Source organism: uncultured Campylobacter sp., assembly GCF_938017705.1.
Taxonomy (GTDB): Bacteria; Campylobacterota; Campylobacteria; order Campylobacterales; family Campylobacteraceae; genus Campylobacter_B.
In genome coordinates this window covers 62,879-79,530 of the sequence record NZ_CALIIS010000038.1, presented here as the reverse complement: position 1 = coordinate 79,530, position 16,652 = coordinate 62,879, and the positions used below count along the sequence as shown (strand labels likewise).

Sequence of the window (16,652 nt, the reverse complement as noted above, 5' to 3'; positions counted from 1 at the left end):
GTTGATGAAGGCGCTGCTGAATTCGCTGCCGAAATCATCCGCAATCTCCTTGCCCACGGCATTTTTGTAGCTTTTGGCAAAGCCCGCGTCCGAGCCCAGCGCGCGCGCGAACGGCAGCAAAATATCGTAAATTTCATCAAAGGCGTTTGTGCGCAGATAGTGGCTAAACAGCACTTCGCCGCTCATAACCGCCTTGGTATCGGCCTCTGGCATCTCTTTGATTTTAGTAAGTATCAAATTTTTTAGCGGCTCGATCGAGGGATTTAGCTTTTGAGTGGCCAAGCGGCGCATATTTTGCACGGCGATGCTTTTTTTGCCGGCGCGCTGCGTCAGATAGCCCGGCAGATCAAGCTCATAGTCCTCGATCCCTTCGCGCTCGTATTCGCTTGCGGCGCGCTCGATCAGAGTGCTTAGCGAGTTTTTAAAATTTTCGCTATCGCCCACGTTTGCGCTGATGACCACGTCCAGCCCCTTTACGGCGACCTCTTCCCAACTCGCAGCCGCTATGAGCGGCAAAAGGCAAAAAATTAGATTTTTAATCAAGACTTTTCCCCGATTTAAGATTGTTCATTTTATTTCAGAAATTTTAATGTATAATCAACGCTTTTATAATACCAAAAGGGCTAAATATGGAGCTTTTACTCATCGCTTTCGCGCTTGCGATGGACAGCGTCGCGCTTAGTATCTCAAACGGCGCGAAATATCCGAATTTCAAATTTGCACAGATCGCGCGCGTCGCGTTTTTCTATGCGGCGGCTCAGTTTATAATGCCGCTGGCGGGCTACGCTTTGGGGATAAATTTCTTAAAATTTATCGCGCAGATCGATCACTTCGTCGCGTTTGGAATTTTATCGTTTTTAGGCGTCAAGATGATCGCAGAATCTCGCCGCGAGCAGGACAAGCCCGCTCTGCGCCTAAGCACGAAAGAGCTGGTGCTGGGCGCGATCGCCACCAGCATCGACGCGATGGCCGTGGGCGTAACCTTTGCCTTTGGCGAGATAAACATACTCTACGCCTGTTGCGTAATCGGGCTCGTCTGCTTCGCGCTGTGCGTCGCAGCGTGCTACGTAGGCAAGCTAACGGGCGAATATCTGCACTCAAAGGCGCTCGTTTTAGGCGGCGTGATTTTGATTCTAATCGGGGTTAAAATTTTACTCTCGCACCTCGGCATTATCGATATTTAGCGGCTTTTAAGCGCTGCTTTGAGATAATTTTTAAAACTAATTCGCAGGAGCGAAAATGAAAAATTTAATAAATTTAAGCGGCGGCGATCGCTTAAATTTGCGCGTAGAGGATCAAATTTTACTCAGTGAGAGCGTCAAAAACGGCAAAACCAGGCAGACGCAAAAGGAGTTTGCTAGCATAGACGAGGCGCAAAAAGCCTGCGCGAAAAAGGAGTGGGAGGGCCTAAAGAAGGGCTATGTCCTGCAAAACATGGGCGCCAAAGCGGGCGAAGCGAGTTTACACATCTACATCGGCGGCGGATACACGGGCGCGCTAGCCTTTGCGGGCGCTGAGGGTGATCTTTTTGTCTATAAATGCGGCGGCTACAAAGAGGGTGGCGCGCTGGATGATTTTCTAATCAGGCTGGACGCGAGCGGCGCCGTAAAGCAGCAGATCGTCCTGCCAAAGCCGCTTGCGTGGCGAGCAGAGCGCGCGGGCGAGATTTTGCTTTTGGATCTGGATCATTTTATCTTTAAATTTGACCCCGCTACGGGCGAATTTAGCGATCTCTCTCAGGGGTTAAGCTTTAAAAATAGCAAAGAATTTACGAGTTTTGTTTGCGCTGCGAAAGATACGGCGGCGTTTGCGATGTTCGGTCAAATTTTTATTTTGCGAGACGGCGAAATTTCGCTTCTTACGCAATATAAGGCCGAAATGAAAAGCTCCACGCCGATATTTTGCATCGCGCTTAGTGCGGACGGCTCGCGCCTTGCGATAATCAGCTATGGTAAGGCTCACATCGTTGATCTAAAAAGCGCAAATTTGACGCCTAGCTTTGAGCTGGAGCATGTCGTAAAGCGATGCGAGGCGAAATTTGAGAATTCAAACGGTAGCAAAAATTTGGCCGTGCGCACCGACTACGGCTGCTTTAGTTTGTATCGCGTTTAAATTCCGTGAAATTTAAGCCGCAGGTGTAGGCTTCTACAGATTGCGCTTTTAAGGCGAGCGATCTCCTCTCGATCTTTTAATAGCGCGCCCGGTTTTGGGCCATTCGACACCCAAAGCGTAACGGCCTATATAAAATTGAATATCAGCGTTTCGATTGCGGCGGCGGCTTTGATAGAATTTTCGCTTGAATCAACAAAATAAGGCGCTTTTAATGCTAAATAGCGCCTGAAAAAGCTTAGCCGCTACGGCTTTAATATCATATCTTGCCAGTTAAGCTTAAATCGGTTATCATTGCACGAAATCTGAAGGGGGCAAATTTGAAAAAATTCTTTGTTAATTCTCTGCGCCTTATAAAACGCCACTATATAATCTCTGCGATTTTTATCATCTGCATTTTGACATTTATCCCTTATATGCCTATAAATATGGGCTTAAACTACGCCGGAGTTTGCACCAATCCTCTGCATTTTGGCATCTTATCGGATAACGAATTAAAAGAGATAGCGTTTAAGCAGTATTTGCAACAACATCATAAAGAGTATAATTACAAGCATAATATCCCGTTTTTCAGAATCCAACCTTGCAACGGCGACAAGCGCCCCGATGATAATTGCGAATTTTGGAAAATACCTAAAGAGTTAAATTTAGAAAATTTATTGTCTATCGGCAGACAAATTTGCAAAGAAGGAAAACAAATTGCGCCGATAGATAAATCCATACTAAAAGCTATAGATGATGAAAGCGTGGTGTATCCATGGGAGGATAGCAAGCTTTTTAATGATAAAGGGGAACTTAATTATTCTATCTACTTTAATAATGAGGACAACCATTATAGCGAGTATTATCGATATGATTCTTTGTTTATAGCCGAGGATCCTACTATTAAGATTAAATTGCTTGATTTACTTACCGGAAAAAGCAAGAAGATCATATACAAAAACGATAATAGGCTAGCGCTAAGAATGCTATTAGCCCTTAAACGTATTGATAAAAGTGATGATTTTTGCACCTTAAATGATTGGATGGATAAAAATAAACTTGACGTTACTAAAGAAAGCGTTGAAATTATTGGAGATAAAGGAAATAAGATTATATTAGAAAATTATTCTATGTATAGAATAGGTATAGATAATTGCGGAAATTACAAGGGCTTATATATGGGCATATTATGGGAACCATATAAAGCATATATGAATTATGCAGATTTTAAAAACAAATTTAAACAAAATAAGGAGTAATCTATGTCAAAAATAGTAGATATGAGCGGTAAAATCGCACAGGGCGGCTATGCCTATGCCGAGGGCAATCCTTGCTAAATTTGAGGCGCGGATTTTTTGCATAAAATCACAAAATTAAAATTCGGCAGCAGGTTCTACCCGCATGCACTTAGCTCACAGAACAAATATGATAAATTTAAGCGGTCTTGATCTCTCGCAGCCTATACCACTATAGGATAAATGCTGCTAAAAGCACAAAATATCCGATGGCGACCGTTAGCGCGCCCACAGCAAGGATAACGCCCTCGGCCGAAATAATTCCTTTCGCGGTTTCTTTTTTGAGATAAATAGCCAATTATATATTAGTCTAGCCTAAAGATTTGGATTCGGCTAAAAGCGGGTGGGATTAAAATTTAATCCGTCTTCAAATTTGCCTAAATCTAAATTTACAAAAAATCTATTTCTTGCCCACCAGCAATTTTGAGCTACCGAGCATCAGCCATTTGGCTTCGCGCGGGCCCATAAAAAGCCCCTGCGTCGTATCTATAAGCTCGAGCTGCTCATAGCCCTGCTCCTTAAGCCGCGCGACGAAAGCATCCATGTCGCCGTAGTTTCCGCGCGAGAAAAGATCGTGTATCGCGAAGCTGCCGCCCTTTTTAAGCACGCGGAGCGTCTCTAAAAGCAGCGCCTGGCGGTCCTTGCGCATGATGTTGTGATAGACGTAGTTGCTTGTAACCGCATCGAAGCTGCCGTCCTCAAAGGGCAGCTGCTTGGCGTCGGCCTGCTCGAAACCGGTATTTTGCACCCCTTCGGCGCGCGCGTTGGATTCGCACAGCTGCTTGTTAAAAGACGCATACTCAAAGCCCCAGCGATCGACGCCCAGCACCGATGCGTGCGGGTTGCGCTTGGCGACGGCGATCGTTAGAGCGCCGCTGCCGCAGCCTACGTCCAGCCCGCGCCCGCCCTCTGGCAGATCCACGTATTTCGCCGTGCCCTCTACGATCGCGCGAGAGAGCTGACGCTTGCCGCCGTAATCAAACGCGCGGTACCATACGACGCAGTAGATCGTAAAGCCGATCAAAAACAGCGTCGCTGCGCCGAAAAGCCCAGCTAGTACGCCTCTTAGCGCACCACTAACACCCAAACCGCAAACGCCGAAAATCAAAAACAAAACTAACGCTACGCCCGCACCCGCGGCAAAGCTCGCGATCATGCCCTTAGGCACCCAGTTTTTATAGTCCGGTTTCATCTTCGCTCCTTTTATTAAATTTAATCTCGCGGCGGCAAAAAGGCACGCTGCGGCGAAATTTTAAATTCCGCCCGTAAATTTTAAAGCCCGCGGCTCAGACCTAGCTTAAATTTAAACGCACGCTAATAGGTGTATTTAAACTCCGCGTAGTAATTGCGCCCGGGAGCCGGAGTATAGATGTCCGAGCGTAAATTTTGGTTGTAATTATACTCCTCGTCAAAGACGTTTTTGACTCCCGCGCTTATCAAAAATCCGTTTGTGAAGCGGTACACAGCGCCCAGATCCACGATAGTGCGCGAGTCGATTCTATCGTGGTTGCCGTCGTGCGATGATGAGAAATATTTAAAATCGCTCATCAGCGTTAAATTTCTAATCGGCTCGTAATCGAGCCCCAAAACGAACTTCGAGCGCTCCACCAACGGAACCTGCTTACCTTTATTCGCGCCGGATTGGATCTTGGCGTCGACGTATGAAAAGGTCTCGCTGAGCTTTAAATTTGAAAGCAGGCTTTGCTCCGCATACAGCTCCACGCCCTTGCGGCGCGTCTCGTCGATATTGATAAAATGCCAACCGTCGGTGATCGAGCTGCCCAAAGTTTCGTTTATGATCTCGTTTTTCGTATCGGTCCAAAAGATCGTAGCGCTTACGTATTGCCCGTAGATCAGGTCTTTAAGACCGATCTCGTAGGTTTTAAAAGTTTCGGATTTGAGGTTATTAAGCACATAGGGCCCGTTGCGACCGAGCTTGTCGATAAGCTGATTAGGCCCCGGCGAGATATAGCCGCGCTCAAATTTAAAATATAGATTGCCATCCTTGGAATAATTAAAATTCGGCGTAATCTCAAAAGCGTAGTTGTTCTTATGATCGCTTACTCGGGTGCTGTTTTGCGTCTGCGAGATTATGTTTCCCATCATTTTCATAGTCGTTAAAACCCTGCGATTTACTTTGTATTCGGCGCGCTCAAACCGCCCGCCCGCACTAAGCGAAAACAGATCGGTGAAATTGTGCTTTTCTAAAGCATAGACCGAGTGGGTAAGCTTTTGCATATCAAAGATCGTAAGCTGCGAAAGGCTCATCATAGGATTCATCGCGTCGTCAAAATTTATCCTGCGAAAGCCCTTGTTTTTGAGATAATCATATCCCGCTATGAACTCGCCGCTGTCGTAGTCGAGCTTGCCTTTTAAATTTGCCCCCTCTTTGCGGTCTTTCATCACAAATCCCTGCTGTACGCTCCTGATATCTTGATAATAAGGATGCAAATTTGCTTCGATTTTATCGCCGAATTTTACCGTGTAGCCGAAATCGAAATTTGCCCGCGTGCTTTTGGTAAAAGTCCTCTCGCCTCCCTGCTGGCGGCGATCCGCCTTAAGCTCGGCAAGCCCTAAGCTCGGCACCGAATAGGTTCGCGCCTGATAATAGCTCGGATCAAAAGAGATGCTTTGATCGTCCGAAATTTTATAATGCATCCCGAGCGAGCCGTAGTAGCCGGTATTTTTCTCGCCCTTGCGGTATCCGCGCTGCTTAAAGCCCTTTACGGCGGTTTTTAGAAACAAATTCTCGCTCACGTTGCCACCGAGCCCTAAATTTAGATCATTGTAATTATACGACGCGATCTTGGTGGAGACATTGGCGTATGGGTATCTGGCGCCCTTTTTCGTGATGATATTTATCACGCCGCCGCTGGTGCCGCTGCCGTAAAGCACACTACCGCCGCCGGGGATGATCTCCACGCGCTCTATATCCTCAATAGGAACGAGATCTATCGGGATACTCGTCGGCGTCGTGTCGATCATATTGAGCGCGACTCCGTTAAGAAGGACCTTTACGGAGGTATTTGCCTTCTGACCCTGTCCGCGCAGATCAACCGTATCGCCGTGAAAGCTAACCCCCGGCGCCTTTTCTAAAATTTCGCGCAGATCGCGGTAGCCGCGGTTTTCCATATCCTCCGCGGTGATGACCGAGACGTTGCGAACCTCGTTTTTAAGCATATCCTCAAAGCCCGTTGCGGTAACTACGATGGTGCCCAGCTTCGTGGAGTTCGCGCCGGAAGCGTTTTTAGCAGCTGCGGAATTTACCGCCCCTGCGCTAGGCGCGCCGATATTTACGGACGTAGCGTTGTTTTCGGCTCCGTTTAGTTGTAAGGCGGCGCACAAACTTAGCGCGATCGCGGCATTTGAAAGATAAAATTTCTTAAACATCACTCTCCCCTATTCAAAATTAGAATTTTGCGAATGATTTGCAAATGCTATATTATAATTTCTCTTAATTAAATAATAATAAATTTCAAAGATTAAAGATAGATTTTTTAAAATTTAGGCGTAGTTTGGATGAAATTTTGATCTTGAGTATTTTACGTGGCGCGGCAAAATTTCGATTTTAAATTTAGATTCTTTAGCGATTTTTATTTCCTAAAGCAGCAAGTTTATGGAGTAAATTCGGATCGGAATTTTAAAATTTAGACCTTGCAGCTGCCCGCTTTGCCGAATTTTGCCTCGATTAAAAGTACCAAGATGAAGAAAATTTTTTCGTCGTTGAGCTTTGCAAGCTCGCGCAGGTCTTGATCTGCGCTTACGAGCTTGATGCCGTTCGATTTTAAAATCGCAGCGAGCTCATCCGCGCCAAAGCCCATTTTACCGGCAATTTCTCTGATATTGTAGGTCTCGATCGCGCCGATGATGCGGTCCATATTGCAAAAGCCCGGATTTTTGCGGCTTAAGATCACATCCAAAAACTCGCCCCAGAGCTTTACGAGCTTCTTTCGCCTTGTGATTATATGCAAGATCGCGACGCAAAGCAGGCCCAATCCCGCGATCTTATGCAGGCTCATCCACGTCTCGTCGTACTCGCCGCGCGCAAAGTAGGCGCCCGAAAAGCCCAAAATGCAAAGCGCGCAGCCTAGCAACACGATGAGCACAAATTTATAAACAATCCCTGCCTTAAGCATCAAATCTCCTTATCTCGTTTTTAAAATTTAGCGGCTTAGCCGTAGCGCCCGCGAACGCTACGGCGGCGCTACGTCCCGTCGGTCGCCGCTATCGTATCGCCTCGGCGTTATTGCGCCGCCCGCACTGCTGCTTGCCTATACGCTCCGCGGGTCGCCATCATCGTATCGCGGCGTTTGCGCTACCTGCACTGCGCTTTACTTACATACGCATCCTGTCGATCGCGGTTGCCATATTGCGCATTTTATGCTGTCATCGCCATAATCACGCCGCGCCGCTTTGTGCTGCCTATCCGCCGCCACGGCAACGTTGTTCGTTTTGATCGTAGCGCCGTTACGATGATGATTTGCCCGAGCGAAGGTTATGCCATACGGCGCCGAGTAGGTACGTATCACCGCTCCGCTTCTCGACTACGGCGTGCCGTCTGCGCCGCCGATGTGTTACGCGCCATCCGACGCGCTACCGACTTATCGCGACGCCCACGCATCGCACCGCTGCCGTAGCCCGTTCATTTAGCACGCCGTTACGCTACCGATCGAGGCTCGGTTTAAAATTTTATTTAGCACCGTCTTCTTGGCAGATCATTTTGCGTTTAAATTTTACCGACTTAATTTCGCGCAAAATCGCGATCGAGCGCCGTCTACCGACCTCCAAGCCGCTCGCCGCGCCGTAGTGCCTGCCCGCCGCCGACTGCGCGCGAGCGCCTAGCCACGCGGGTGCCGATGCCCATATATACGAACACCGAGTGCCTCGGCTAAATTTTATTGCCGCTTAATATAAATGAGTAATTTTAATAAATCTGGATTTAAAAAGATATGAATTTAAAGGCGAAATCCCTGCGGCGTGAAATTTAAACGATGAAATTTAAAGCTCTATCGTCCGCTCAAATATGTCCTCAAGCCCCGTTTGATGCACGATCGCTAGCATGCCAAGGCTCGGCAGATCCGCACGCAGACCAAGTAGCAGCTCGCGCGCCGAGGCGGGATCGAGTGCGGACGTGATCTCATCGGCAAAAACAAAGCTCGGCTTGTGGTAATGAATACGTGCGAAACTAAGCCGCTGTGCCTCCCCGCCGCTTAAAATCTTAACGTAATCGGCGCGCGAGTTTAGCATGCGAGCAAATTTCTTAAGCCCTACGTGGCGTAAAATTTCTAAAAATTCCGCGTCGTCTGCGCGCGGCGGCTGTGGATAAGCGATAAGCTCTTTTAGGCTAAGCGGCGCCAGATAGGGCTTTTGCGGGATAAACATCACGCCCGTGCGCGGCAGACTGATCTCGCCGCGGCCGTATCTCCAAAGGCCCGCCGCGTAGCGCAGAGCCGTACTTTTGCCCGCGCCGCTCTTGCCTCGCAGCATTATAAACTGCGCGGGCGCAAGCTCAAAGCGTAGATCCTCGATCAGCGGCTCGCCCGCAGGCGTGAAGACCGACAAGCCCTCGCAACGAGCGGAATTTTCGTTGCTTTGTTTGACGCAAGCGTGCAAATTTGCGCTCTCGCCATCCATGCGCGAGATGAACTCATAGATCCTCTGCACGCTCGCCGCCCACTCCATGATCTGCTTATAATAGTCCATAAACCACGCAAATCCGTCCTGCACGCTGTAAAACGCCGAGCGCGCCTGCATCATATCGCCAAAGCTCATCGCGCGCGACAAATACAGCGGCAAGCAGGCAAAGATCGGGATTAAATTCGTGATTTTTAGGTAGCTTGCCGAAAAGCATTCGAGGCGAAATTCCGTATTCATGATGCTGCGCCAGTTTCTCATGATCTCACCGAAGCTCGCGCGGAAGCGGCTGCGCTCGGCATCCTCTCCGCGCATAAAGGCTACGACTTCTGCATTTTCGCGCACTAGCAGCAGATCCGAGCGGTAGTCGGCTTCGGCGCGCTGCTTGGCAAAATTTAGCCCCCTAAGCCTGCGCCCGATGAGATGCGTAATCAGCGAGCAAAGAAGAGTATAAATAAGTGTGACGTAGAGCAAAAAGCCTTCGATCTCAAAGTGCACGCCGAAAATTTCAAATTTCAGCACCTTCGAGACCTGCCACAAGATCGCGACGAAGGCGATGAGCTTGGCGAGATTATAGACGAGCGATTTTACGAGATCGACGCTTTTTTGCACGAGCAGCAAGCTGTCCTCGGCGATACGCTGATCGGGGTTGTCTAGCTTTGCGATCGTTTTTGAAATTTCACAATCTGCGCGAGTTTTAGATGAAATTTCATTCTCGCTTGAGCCGCTTTGCCCTGCCGCATTTTGCTCCGCCGCACTCGGTAAAATTTCAAGCCCCTTTGCGTCTCTATATAAAGCCGCGCTGTCCACCTCGGCTGCGGAATACTCTGCACGCTCGTTTAAATTTTCATCTAAATTTACGTCGCCAGGTTTTTCTAAATTTGATCCGCCCCTGGCGCTAAAATTTCCATCAAGGCTCGTGCGGTAGAAGTTTGCGTTATGTAGCCATTTGCGCTCCATCATCGCGCTTAGCCGCTCGCGCCAGACGATCACAAGCAGTTTGCGAAGCCAGCTGCCGCATACGATGAAAATCACGATGAGCGCCGTGTAGAGCAAAAATTCGCCCACGAGCGCGGGAATGAGCTCGCTTTTAAGCTCGCTTAGCGCGTCGTAAAAGCGCTTGTCCCACGCGTTCATCAGCACGCTGATTTTGATGATAGCGAGACTAAAACCAAGCGCGAGCAGTAGCAGCGCCCACAGCTTCGCCGCGCCCTTGCCGAACCAGTGAGGACGTAGAATTTCAAAAAATTGCTTTAGGGTTTTCAAATTTTCTCTTTAAATTTTAAAATTTAGCGCCGATTACAGCGAAATCGCGGGATTAAATTTGATCCCGCAGACTCGCGAGCGAATTTTATGCTCGCAAGTCTGTGCGTTTAATTCACTTGGAATTTCGCGAAATTAAATTTATCGCCCCTGCCCGCGATCGCCCGGATCGCCCGCACTAATCAATCGCTAATCAACCAAATCGCAAGTTAAATTTTAATCCCGCGGCTTCGTTCAAATTTTACCCGCCTCGCTACGTGCTACTTGCGACAAAGCCTAGTCTCGCGCCTCTGCGCTCGCTTTATCCGCGCTCTTATAAAGCGCGGAATTTATCCAAGGCCGCGTGCGAGTTCGGTCAGTCCAAGTTCGCATAAGCGCAAAATTCCATCCGCACCTAATATGTATAATTTAGCGTCAGCATAAAATTCCGCGGCTCGCCGTAGTAGTTGTTATGTCCCGCGACGCGATTTTGCGTATTTTGAAAATACTTCTTATCCGTGATGTTTTTGACCGCAAAATTTACGCTAAAGTGCTTGTCGAAATGATAGCCGACGTTCGCGTCCCACAGCGCGTAAGCCTTTTGCGGGGCGGCATAATACGCAACGTTTTCGCGATATATCGAAGCGGTTTTGCTCTGATAGCGCACGCCCGCACCCAGGGTGATCTTACGATTTTCGCCGAGCGGAATTTCATAGTTCGTATAGAGCTTAAACAGATGCTTCGGAATGTAGCGTTTAGCGTTTGCGCCCTTGCTATAATCGACCACCGCGGAGGTTCTTTCCGTCTTTAAATAGACGCTGCGGTTGAAAGTATATCCCGCGAATAATTTCCAATTCTCAGTAAGCGAGCCTTGCAGCTCGGCATCTATGCCGCGACTTCGCACCTTACCCTCGGCGATGGAGTAGTTCGTATTAAGAGGATCGCTCATCGCCCTATTTTTCTGAATGATCTGAAATAGCGCGACATTCGTATTAAGCGCGCCGTCAAAAAATTCTCCCTTCACACCGGTTTCTAAATTATAGCCGACTACGGGATCTAAAATTTTACCGTCCTTGTCGCGCGCAGCTTGCGGCTTAAAAATTTCGGCATAGCTTGCGTACCACGAAAAATTATCCGCAAAATCCCAGACCACTCCCGCATACGGCGTGAAATTCGATTTACTCGGGCTTGCACTATGCGAAGCCGTGCCGCGCAAAATATTATAATAATATCTGCTGTAAGTTACCTTCGAAAAGCGCCCGCCGAGTAAAAAGTGAAAATCGTCGGTTAAATTTAATCTAGTCCCGAGCGAGATCGCGCGCTGCTTTATGGTAGTGGAGCTTCGGTCTTTAAACGTAGCGGCACTGCTCCAATCGGGCTGAGCGATCCTTGATCGGTCCCAATTATAAATATTCATCCCCAGCGACGCCAGAGACGAATCCCTCGTCCTAGTCTCGCGCCAATTAAGCTTTTCGTTGCTAAGCGAGCCGTTTAAGAAAAAGTCGTGCTTCTGCCCGAATGCTTCGAATTTACCGTCTAGTCCCGTTTGAAACCCGATCTCTTTGGAGTCGTTATCGTAAATTCTATATCGCACCGTATGCGACGTGGTGCCGTTGTAAGGATCTGCCCCGCCGAGCGCTCCGAATTTTAACATGCTGTCGCTATCGGTATAATTGAGCCTCGCATAGGCTTTCAGATCATCGCTAAATTCGTGCGAGAGTTCGCTGTAGACGTTAATTTTTTTATATTCGCTTCTGTCCCAGTCCGAGCCGAAGTAACTTCTGCGCGGTAAATTTAGTAAATTTCCATGATTATCTAAAACGGGCACGCCGTAAATATCATAGACGCCGACGGTTTTTTGCCACAAAAATCCCGCGCTAAGAAGCGTTTTATCGGCCAAGTCAAATTCCGTCGAAACGCCGACGCCTTCGCGATAGCCGTTGCGCGGATAGTCCTTAAACGAGCCCGTTTTACTTAAAATTCCGATCAGCCGCGCGCGTGCCGTACCGCTTTGATTTACCGCATCCGTAACGTCGATCATGCCGCGATAATTATCCCAGCTACCGCCGCTTAGACTTGCGTTAAAGCCGAACTGATCGCTCGGACGCTTTCGGATTAAATTTATCGTGCCGCCGGGCTCGCCGTTGCTTTGCGTAAGGCCCGCTACGCCGCGCAGAACCTCGACGCGATCGTAGAATTCCAAATCGGTAAATTCCTTCGATGAGCCCAGCGGCCCGAACACGGAGCTGGAAACCGAGCTTGCGATGCCATCTTCTTGGATATTATCGACATAAAAGCCGCGCGAGACGATGCGATTGCCGCCTGCGTCGTTATTTAGCGAAATGCCGGTGGCGTATTTTGAAAGAGCCTCTTCGGCGTTGTGTAAACTCAGATCTTTTAAAAGCTGATTGGAGATGACGCTTATGGACTGCGGCGTTTCTCTTATGCTTAAATTTAGCCCCGTCGCTGTGCTCATATTGCCCGTCGTATAAGAGCCCGTGCCCTCGGTAGTGGACAGATCGGCCTTGCCCGTGACGTTTATGGTGCCGAGATTATCGCCGTCTGAGCCCTGCAGCGTAGAATTTGTCGCGCTACTGCTTTGCGGCATGGAATTTTGTGCAACGCCTTTAGTAGCGGGGCTTACGACAGCGTTGCCCTGCGGCGCGGAATTTACAGTGGTAGGGCGACTTCCAGGCTTTTGCACAGAGCTTTGCGATGACGAAATTTTAGAGGCAGAGCTTGCGACAGATGAGTTTTGAGAAGTGCCGCTATTTTGCGCCGCAGTAAGCCAAAACGGCGAGCAAAGTAGCGCCAAAGAGAGTAAAATTTTACCCTTTTTCATAAAAATCCTTTTTAGATTTTATAATCTATATCAATTTACTGGTGGGATTATCTTACAATTCCTCTTAAATAATAATAAAATTTTTAATAAACTAAATCATAAAATTATATATGCAATTACTAATTTAACGGAATTTAATAAGATATATTGACGAATTTTCAAGCAAAATTTCTATGAATTTTAAAAAGTATATGAATTTGAAAAACGAAGGATTGAAAAATTTAAAATTCTAAAATTCCGCCGCTTTAAAATAACGTAAGCGACGGAATTTAGCGTTTATCGGCGTTTGGTCTTGCGGCTACGATAGCACTAGCACCGGTACCAGCGCATTGTGCAAGATATCCTCGGAGACGCTGCCTAAAAAGAGCTTTTTGAAAAACCCCTTCGTAAAGGCACCGGTAGCGATCAGATCGAGGTTATTGGCGCGGCGATATTTGATGATCTCATCGGCGGGCACTTCCGCTTGGATGTATTTGAAAGTGGCGTTTTGAGTGCCTAAAATTTCGCGCGCTAGATCCAGCATCCGCTCACCCTCTGCGGCACCCGCATTGATGTGCAAGACATGCTTATGTGCGCTCGCAAGAAGCTTTGAGCTCTTTATAAACTCAAGCGTGCGTTTCGCCGCGTCAGTGCCGTCAAACGCAATGAGCACGGAGTTAATAGGTGAAAATTCCTTATTCACGAGCAGCGACGGCACGTGAAGCTCCTTTATTAGCACGCTTGCGTTAAAGCCTACGTCCTCGTTATTTGAGCCCTTGATACCGAGTACAAAAATTTCAGCTTCCTCCTTGTACTCAGCGATAACGTCGATGAAATCGCCATCTTTGATGATCTTACTCGCCTTTACGCCCGCAGTAGTCGCGGCGCAGATATATTCATCCAGCATCGCTTCAGCTTCTTCGTGGTCTTTCTCCGCATCCACGCCGCCTAGTGTGGGACTTCCGTAGCTATTTGCAAGGATATCATTCTCTCCTAGGACGATTCCGCCTGCGGCTAGCCCATAAAAATTCTCGCCAAGCTCTGGGATTTCAACCACGTGAATAAACACGAGCTCGGCACCCAAGGTTTTAGCGACGTAAATTCCGTAATCTCTAACCGCTGGGGCAAGCGCATTTTGATCGACGCAAGTGATGACCTTTTTCATTTTTCGTCCTTTTAAAGATAAAATTTTAATCAAAATAAGCTTATCAAATTTTGTATAAAAGTTATTTAAATTCGGCAGACTTGAATTCGGCACGGACGATTTTGTGAAATTTAAAGCCGCGTCGTAATGGATATGTGAGGTGCGGGTACGCTTGCGACAAGTTAGCTCGGACTCAGCGTGGCAGGTGGGTGCGCTGTACAGACGCGGCAGACAAGGTGCGGCGCGGGCGGTTTTAAAATTTATCAAGCCGCTAAAAGCGCGGTTCAAAGCGCCGTTATTGCGATTAGTAGCCCAAAGATGATCCCCGGGAAATTCGCCGCGGCGAGCGGATAGTCCTTTTTGGGCTTTAGCAGGCCGTAGCTAAGCTATATCGTGCAGTTTATCGCGGCTGCGAGCGGCTGGAGAAACGGGACTTTGTTGCCGCTTAAATTTGCCATTATGTTCGGCACGTAGGATACGTACATGATGACCGACAGGCATGTGCCCGCCCAACCTAAAATTTGTAAATTTCTTTCGCTCATTGTTTTTCCTTTTTAGAAATACGTTTCAAATTTACGAATGAAACGAAGCGGGATTTAATACACCAAAGATAAGAAACAAATTAAAAGATGGCTAGAAATAAAATTTGACTTTAAATTTATCGCAGCGACCCCCCCTGCTCGCGTCTGCGTAAATTTTAAAGCGGCGTTTAAGGCGCGCATTTTAAAAAAACAGAGAAATTTAAAACGCCAGGCGGCACGGCGAATAGAATTTAAATTTAAAAAGGCGGGATTTCAAGCGACGACTGCGATGAAATTTAAGTGAATTTGCCGAGGCGAAAGCCATTAAACACATTGTCCCGAAGGCTTGCGGCTAAATTTAAGTAAATTTTGCAACAAAATCGCAGCAAAATTTTGAAAATATGAGGATTAAATTTTAAAAGGCTAATAGCCCGCGTTTGCGATCGCTTCGGCTTGAGAGTGCGCGATGAGCGGATCGATGATCTCGTCGAACAAGCCCCCTGCCATTATCGCGTCCAGGCGGTAGAGAGTTAAATTTATGCGGTGGTCGCTGATGCGGTTTTGCGGATAGTTGTAGGTACGAATTCGCCCCGAGCGGTCGCCGGTGCCTACCTGATCCTTGCGATCTTTGCGCTCTTTTTCGAGCCGCTCCTGCTCCTGCATATCGTAAAGGCGCGCCTTCAGCACCTTCATCGCCGCTTCTTTGTTTTTGTGCTGGTCCTTGCCGTCTTGGTTGGTAACGACTAAACCGGTCGGGATGTGAGTGATGCGAACGGCGCTGTCGGTGGTGTTTACGGACTGTCCGCCGTGGCCGGAGCTGCGCATAACGTCGATGCGAAGGTCGTTTGGGTTGATCTGTATCTCGCTATCCTCGATCTCGGGCATGACGGCGACGGTGATCGCGGAGGTATGCACCCTGCCCTGGCTCTCCGTTTCGGGGACGCGCTGCACGCGGTGAGTGCCGCCTTCAAATTTCAGCCGCGAATACGCTCCCGCGCCCTTTACGAGCAAGATCGCTTCTTTGTAGCCGCCGACGCTGCCTTCGCTAGTGCTTACGATCTCGCATTTATAGCCGCGAAGATCGGCGTAGCGCAGATACGCGCCGAGCAGATCGCCCGCAAACAGCGCCGCTTCGTCGCCGCCTGTACCGGCGCGGATCTCAAGAAAGATATTCTTATCATCGTTGGGGTCTTTCGGAAGCAGTAAAATTTTGATTTTTTCTTCGAGCTGCGGCTTTTGCATCTCTAAGCTTTTAAGCTCCTCTTTGGCTAGCTCGCCTAGATCGGCATCGCTTAGCAGGGCTTTGTTTTCTTCGATCTGATTTAAAATTTTAAGATACTCGCTAGCCGCCTCTTTGATCGGCTCGATATTGCGCTGCTCCTTAGATAGCGCCGTCATATTAGCGATATCTGCGGTAACTGCGGGATCGCTAAGCATGCGCGAAAGCTCGTCGTAGCGATCCAAAAAGGGCTTTAGTTTATCGGCTAGCATTTAAATTTTATGCGTAAGGGACGCTTACGCGGCGGTTTTTAAAGAATTTACGAGTTTGGCTAGGCGGCTTACTTTTCTGCTCGCGGTCTGTTTTTTCAAAAAGCCCCTGCTTACGAAGCTGTGAAAGCTTTCATTAGCCGTTTTCAGAGCCTGGGTCGCTGCGTCTAGATCCTTGCTTTCGACCGCCTCTTTTACGGCTTTTGTGATATTTTTTACTCTGGTGCGATAAAATCTATTTCGCTCCGTTCTTTTTATGGTTTGTCTCGCGCGTTTTTCGGCGGATTTGTGATTTGCCATAATGTTCCTTTTCAGTTAAATTTGAACCTGCGATTATACGTAAAAAATATTTAATCGACGCTTAATTTAAGTAAAATTTAAATATAGTTTAAATTTATTAAGATTAAACTTTTTCT

The 16,652-nt window shown here is 48.0% G+C and carries 13 protein-coding genes; 3 read left to right on the top strand and 10 right to left on the bottom strand.

Going from position 1 to position 16,652, the window contains the following annotated elements; all coding sequences use genetic code 11:
- The coding region (locus Q0605_RS02290) for a hypothetical protein (RefSeq protein ID WP_298703832.1) at nt 1-543 on the bottom strand (543 nt) is incomplete at its 3' end.
- Between the two features lie 86 nt (nt 544-629).
- Here Q0605_RS02290 and Q0605_RS02285 point away from each other — a divergent pair.
- The 3 genes from Q0605_RS02285 to Q0605_RS02275 all read left to right on the top strand — a co-directional run bounded on the left by Q0605_RS02285 (nt 630) and on the right by Q0605_RS02275 (nt 3,350).
- Complete coding sequence (locus tag Q0605_RS02285) at nt 630-1,184, top strand: manganese efflux pump MntP family protein (protein WP_298703830.1); 555 nt, start codon at nt 630-632, stop codon at nt 1,182-1,184.
- A gap of 55 nt (nt 1,185-1,239) precedes the next feature.
- A complete protein-coding gene (locus Q0605_RS02280) occupies nt 1,240-2,112 on the top strand; it encodes a hypothetical protein (protein WP_298703828.1) in 873 nt (290 codons plus the stop codon).
- Between the two features lie 317 nt (nt 2,113-2,429).
- Complete coding sequence (locus Q0605_RS02275) at nt 2,430-3,350, top strand: hypothetical protein (protein ID WP_298703826.1); 921 nt, start codon at nt 2,430-2,432, stop codon at nt 3,348-3,350.
- 436 nt (nt 3,351-3,786) lie between these two features.
- Here the strand turns inward: Q0605_RS02275 and Q0605_RS02270 are convergent, their stop codons facing one another.
- From Q0605_RS02270 to rpsT, 9 genes are all read right to left on the bottom strand, one after another.
- Nucleotides 3,787-4,578 (bottom strand): class I SAM-dependent methyltransferase, encoded by a 792-nt coding sequence (locus Q0605_RS02270; RefSeq protein ID WP_298703823.1) that lies wholly within the window; start codon nt 4,576-4,578, stop codon nt 3,787-3,789.
- A gap of 122 nt (nt 4,579-4,700) precedes the next feature.
- The gene (locus tag Q0605_RS02265; protein WP_298703821.1) at nt 4,701-6,776 is read right to left on the bottom strand and encodes a TonB-dependent receptor; all 2,076 of its coding nucleotides are present in this window, start codon (nt 6,774-6,776) and stop codon (nt 4,701-4,703) included.
- Nucleotides 6,777-7,033: 257 nt separating this feature from the next.
- Nucleotides 7,034-7,522, bottom strand: a complete 489-nt coding sequence (locus tag Q0605_RS02260) for a chemotaxis protein (RefSeq protein WP_298703819.1) — start codon at nt 7,520-7,522, stop codon at nt 7,034-7,036.
- Nucleotides 7,523-8,384: 862 nt separating this feature from the next.
- On the bottom strand, nt 8,385-10,286 hold the full coding sequence (locus Q0605_RS02255; protein WP_298703817.1) for an SbmA/BacA-like family transporter: 1,902 nt from the start codon (nt 10,284-10,286) through the stop codon (nt 8,385-8,387).
- Nucleotides 10,287-10,677: 391 nt separating this feature from the next.
- Nucleotides 10,678-13,104, bottom strand: a complete 2,427-nt coding sequence (locus tag Q0605_RS02250; protein ID WP_298703815.1) for a TonB-dependent siderophore receptor — start codon at nt 13,102-13,104, stop codon at nt 10,678-10,680.
- 298 nt (nt 13,105-13,402) lie between these two features.
- Complete coding sequence (locus tag Q0605_RS02245; RefSeq protein WP_298703813.1) at nt 13,403-14,248, bottom strand: universal stress protein; 846 nt, start codon at nt 14,246-14,248, stop codon at nt 13,403-13,405.
- A 365-nt stretch (nt 14,249-14,613) separates the two neighbouring features.
- Entirely contained in the window at nt 14,614-14,769 is a 156-nt protein-coding gene (locus Q0605_RS02240; protein ID WP_295150474.1) for a hypothetical protein, read from the bottom strand.
- A gap of 402 nt (nt 14,770-15,171) precedes the next feature.
- On the bottom strand, nt 15,172-16,239 hold the full coding sequence (gene prfA, locus Q0605_RS02235) for a peptide chain release factor 1 (protein WP_297882595.1): 1,068 nt from the start codon (nt 16,237-16,239) through the stop codon (nt 15,172-15,174).
- A 24-nt stretch (nt 16,240-16,263) separates the two neighbouring features.
- Nucleotides 16,264-16,536, bottom strand: coding sequence for a 30S ribosomal protein S20 (rpsT, locus tag Q0605_RS02230; RefSeq protein ID WP_298703811.1), 273 nt, complete (start codon nt 16,534-16,536; stop codon nt 16,264-16,266).
- Nucleotides 16,537-16,652: the final 116 nt, after the last annotated feature.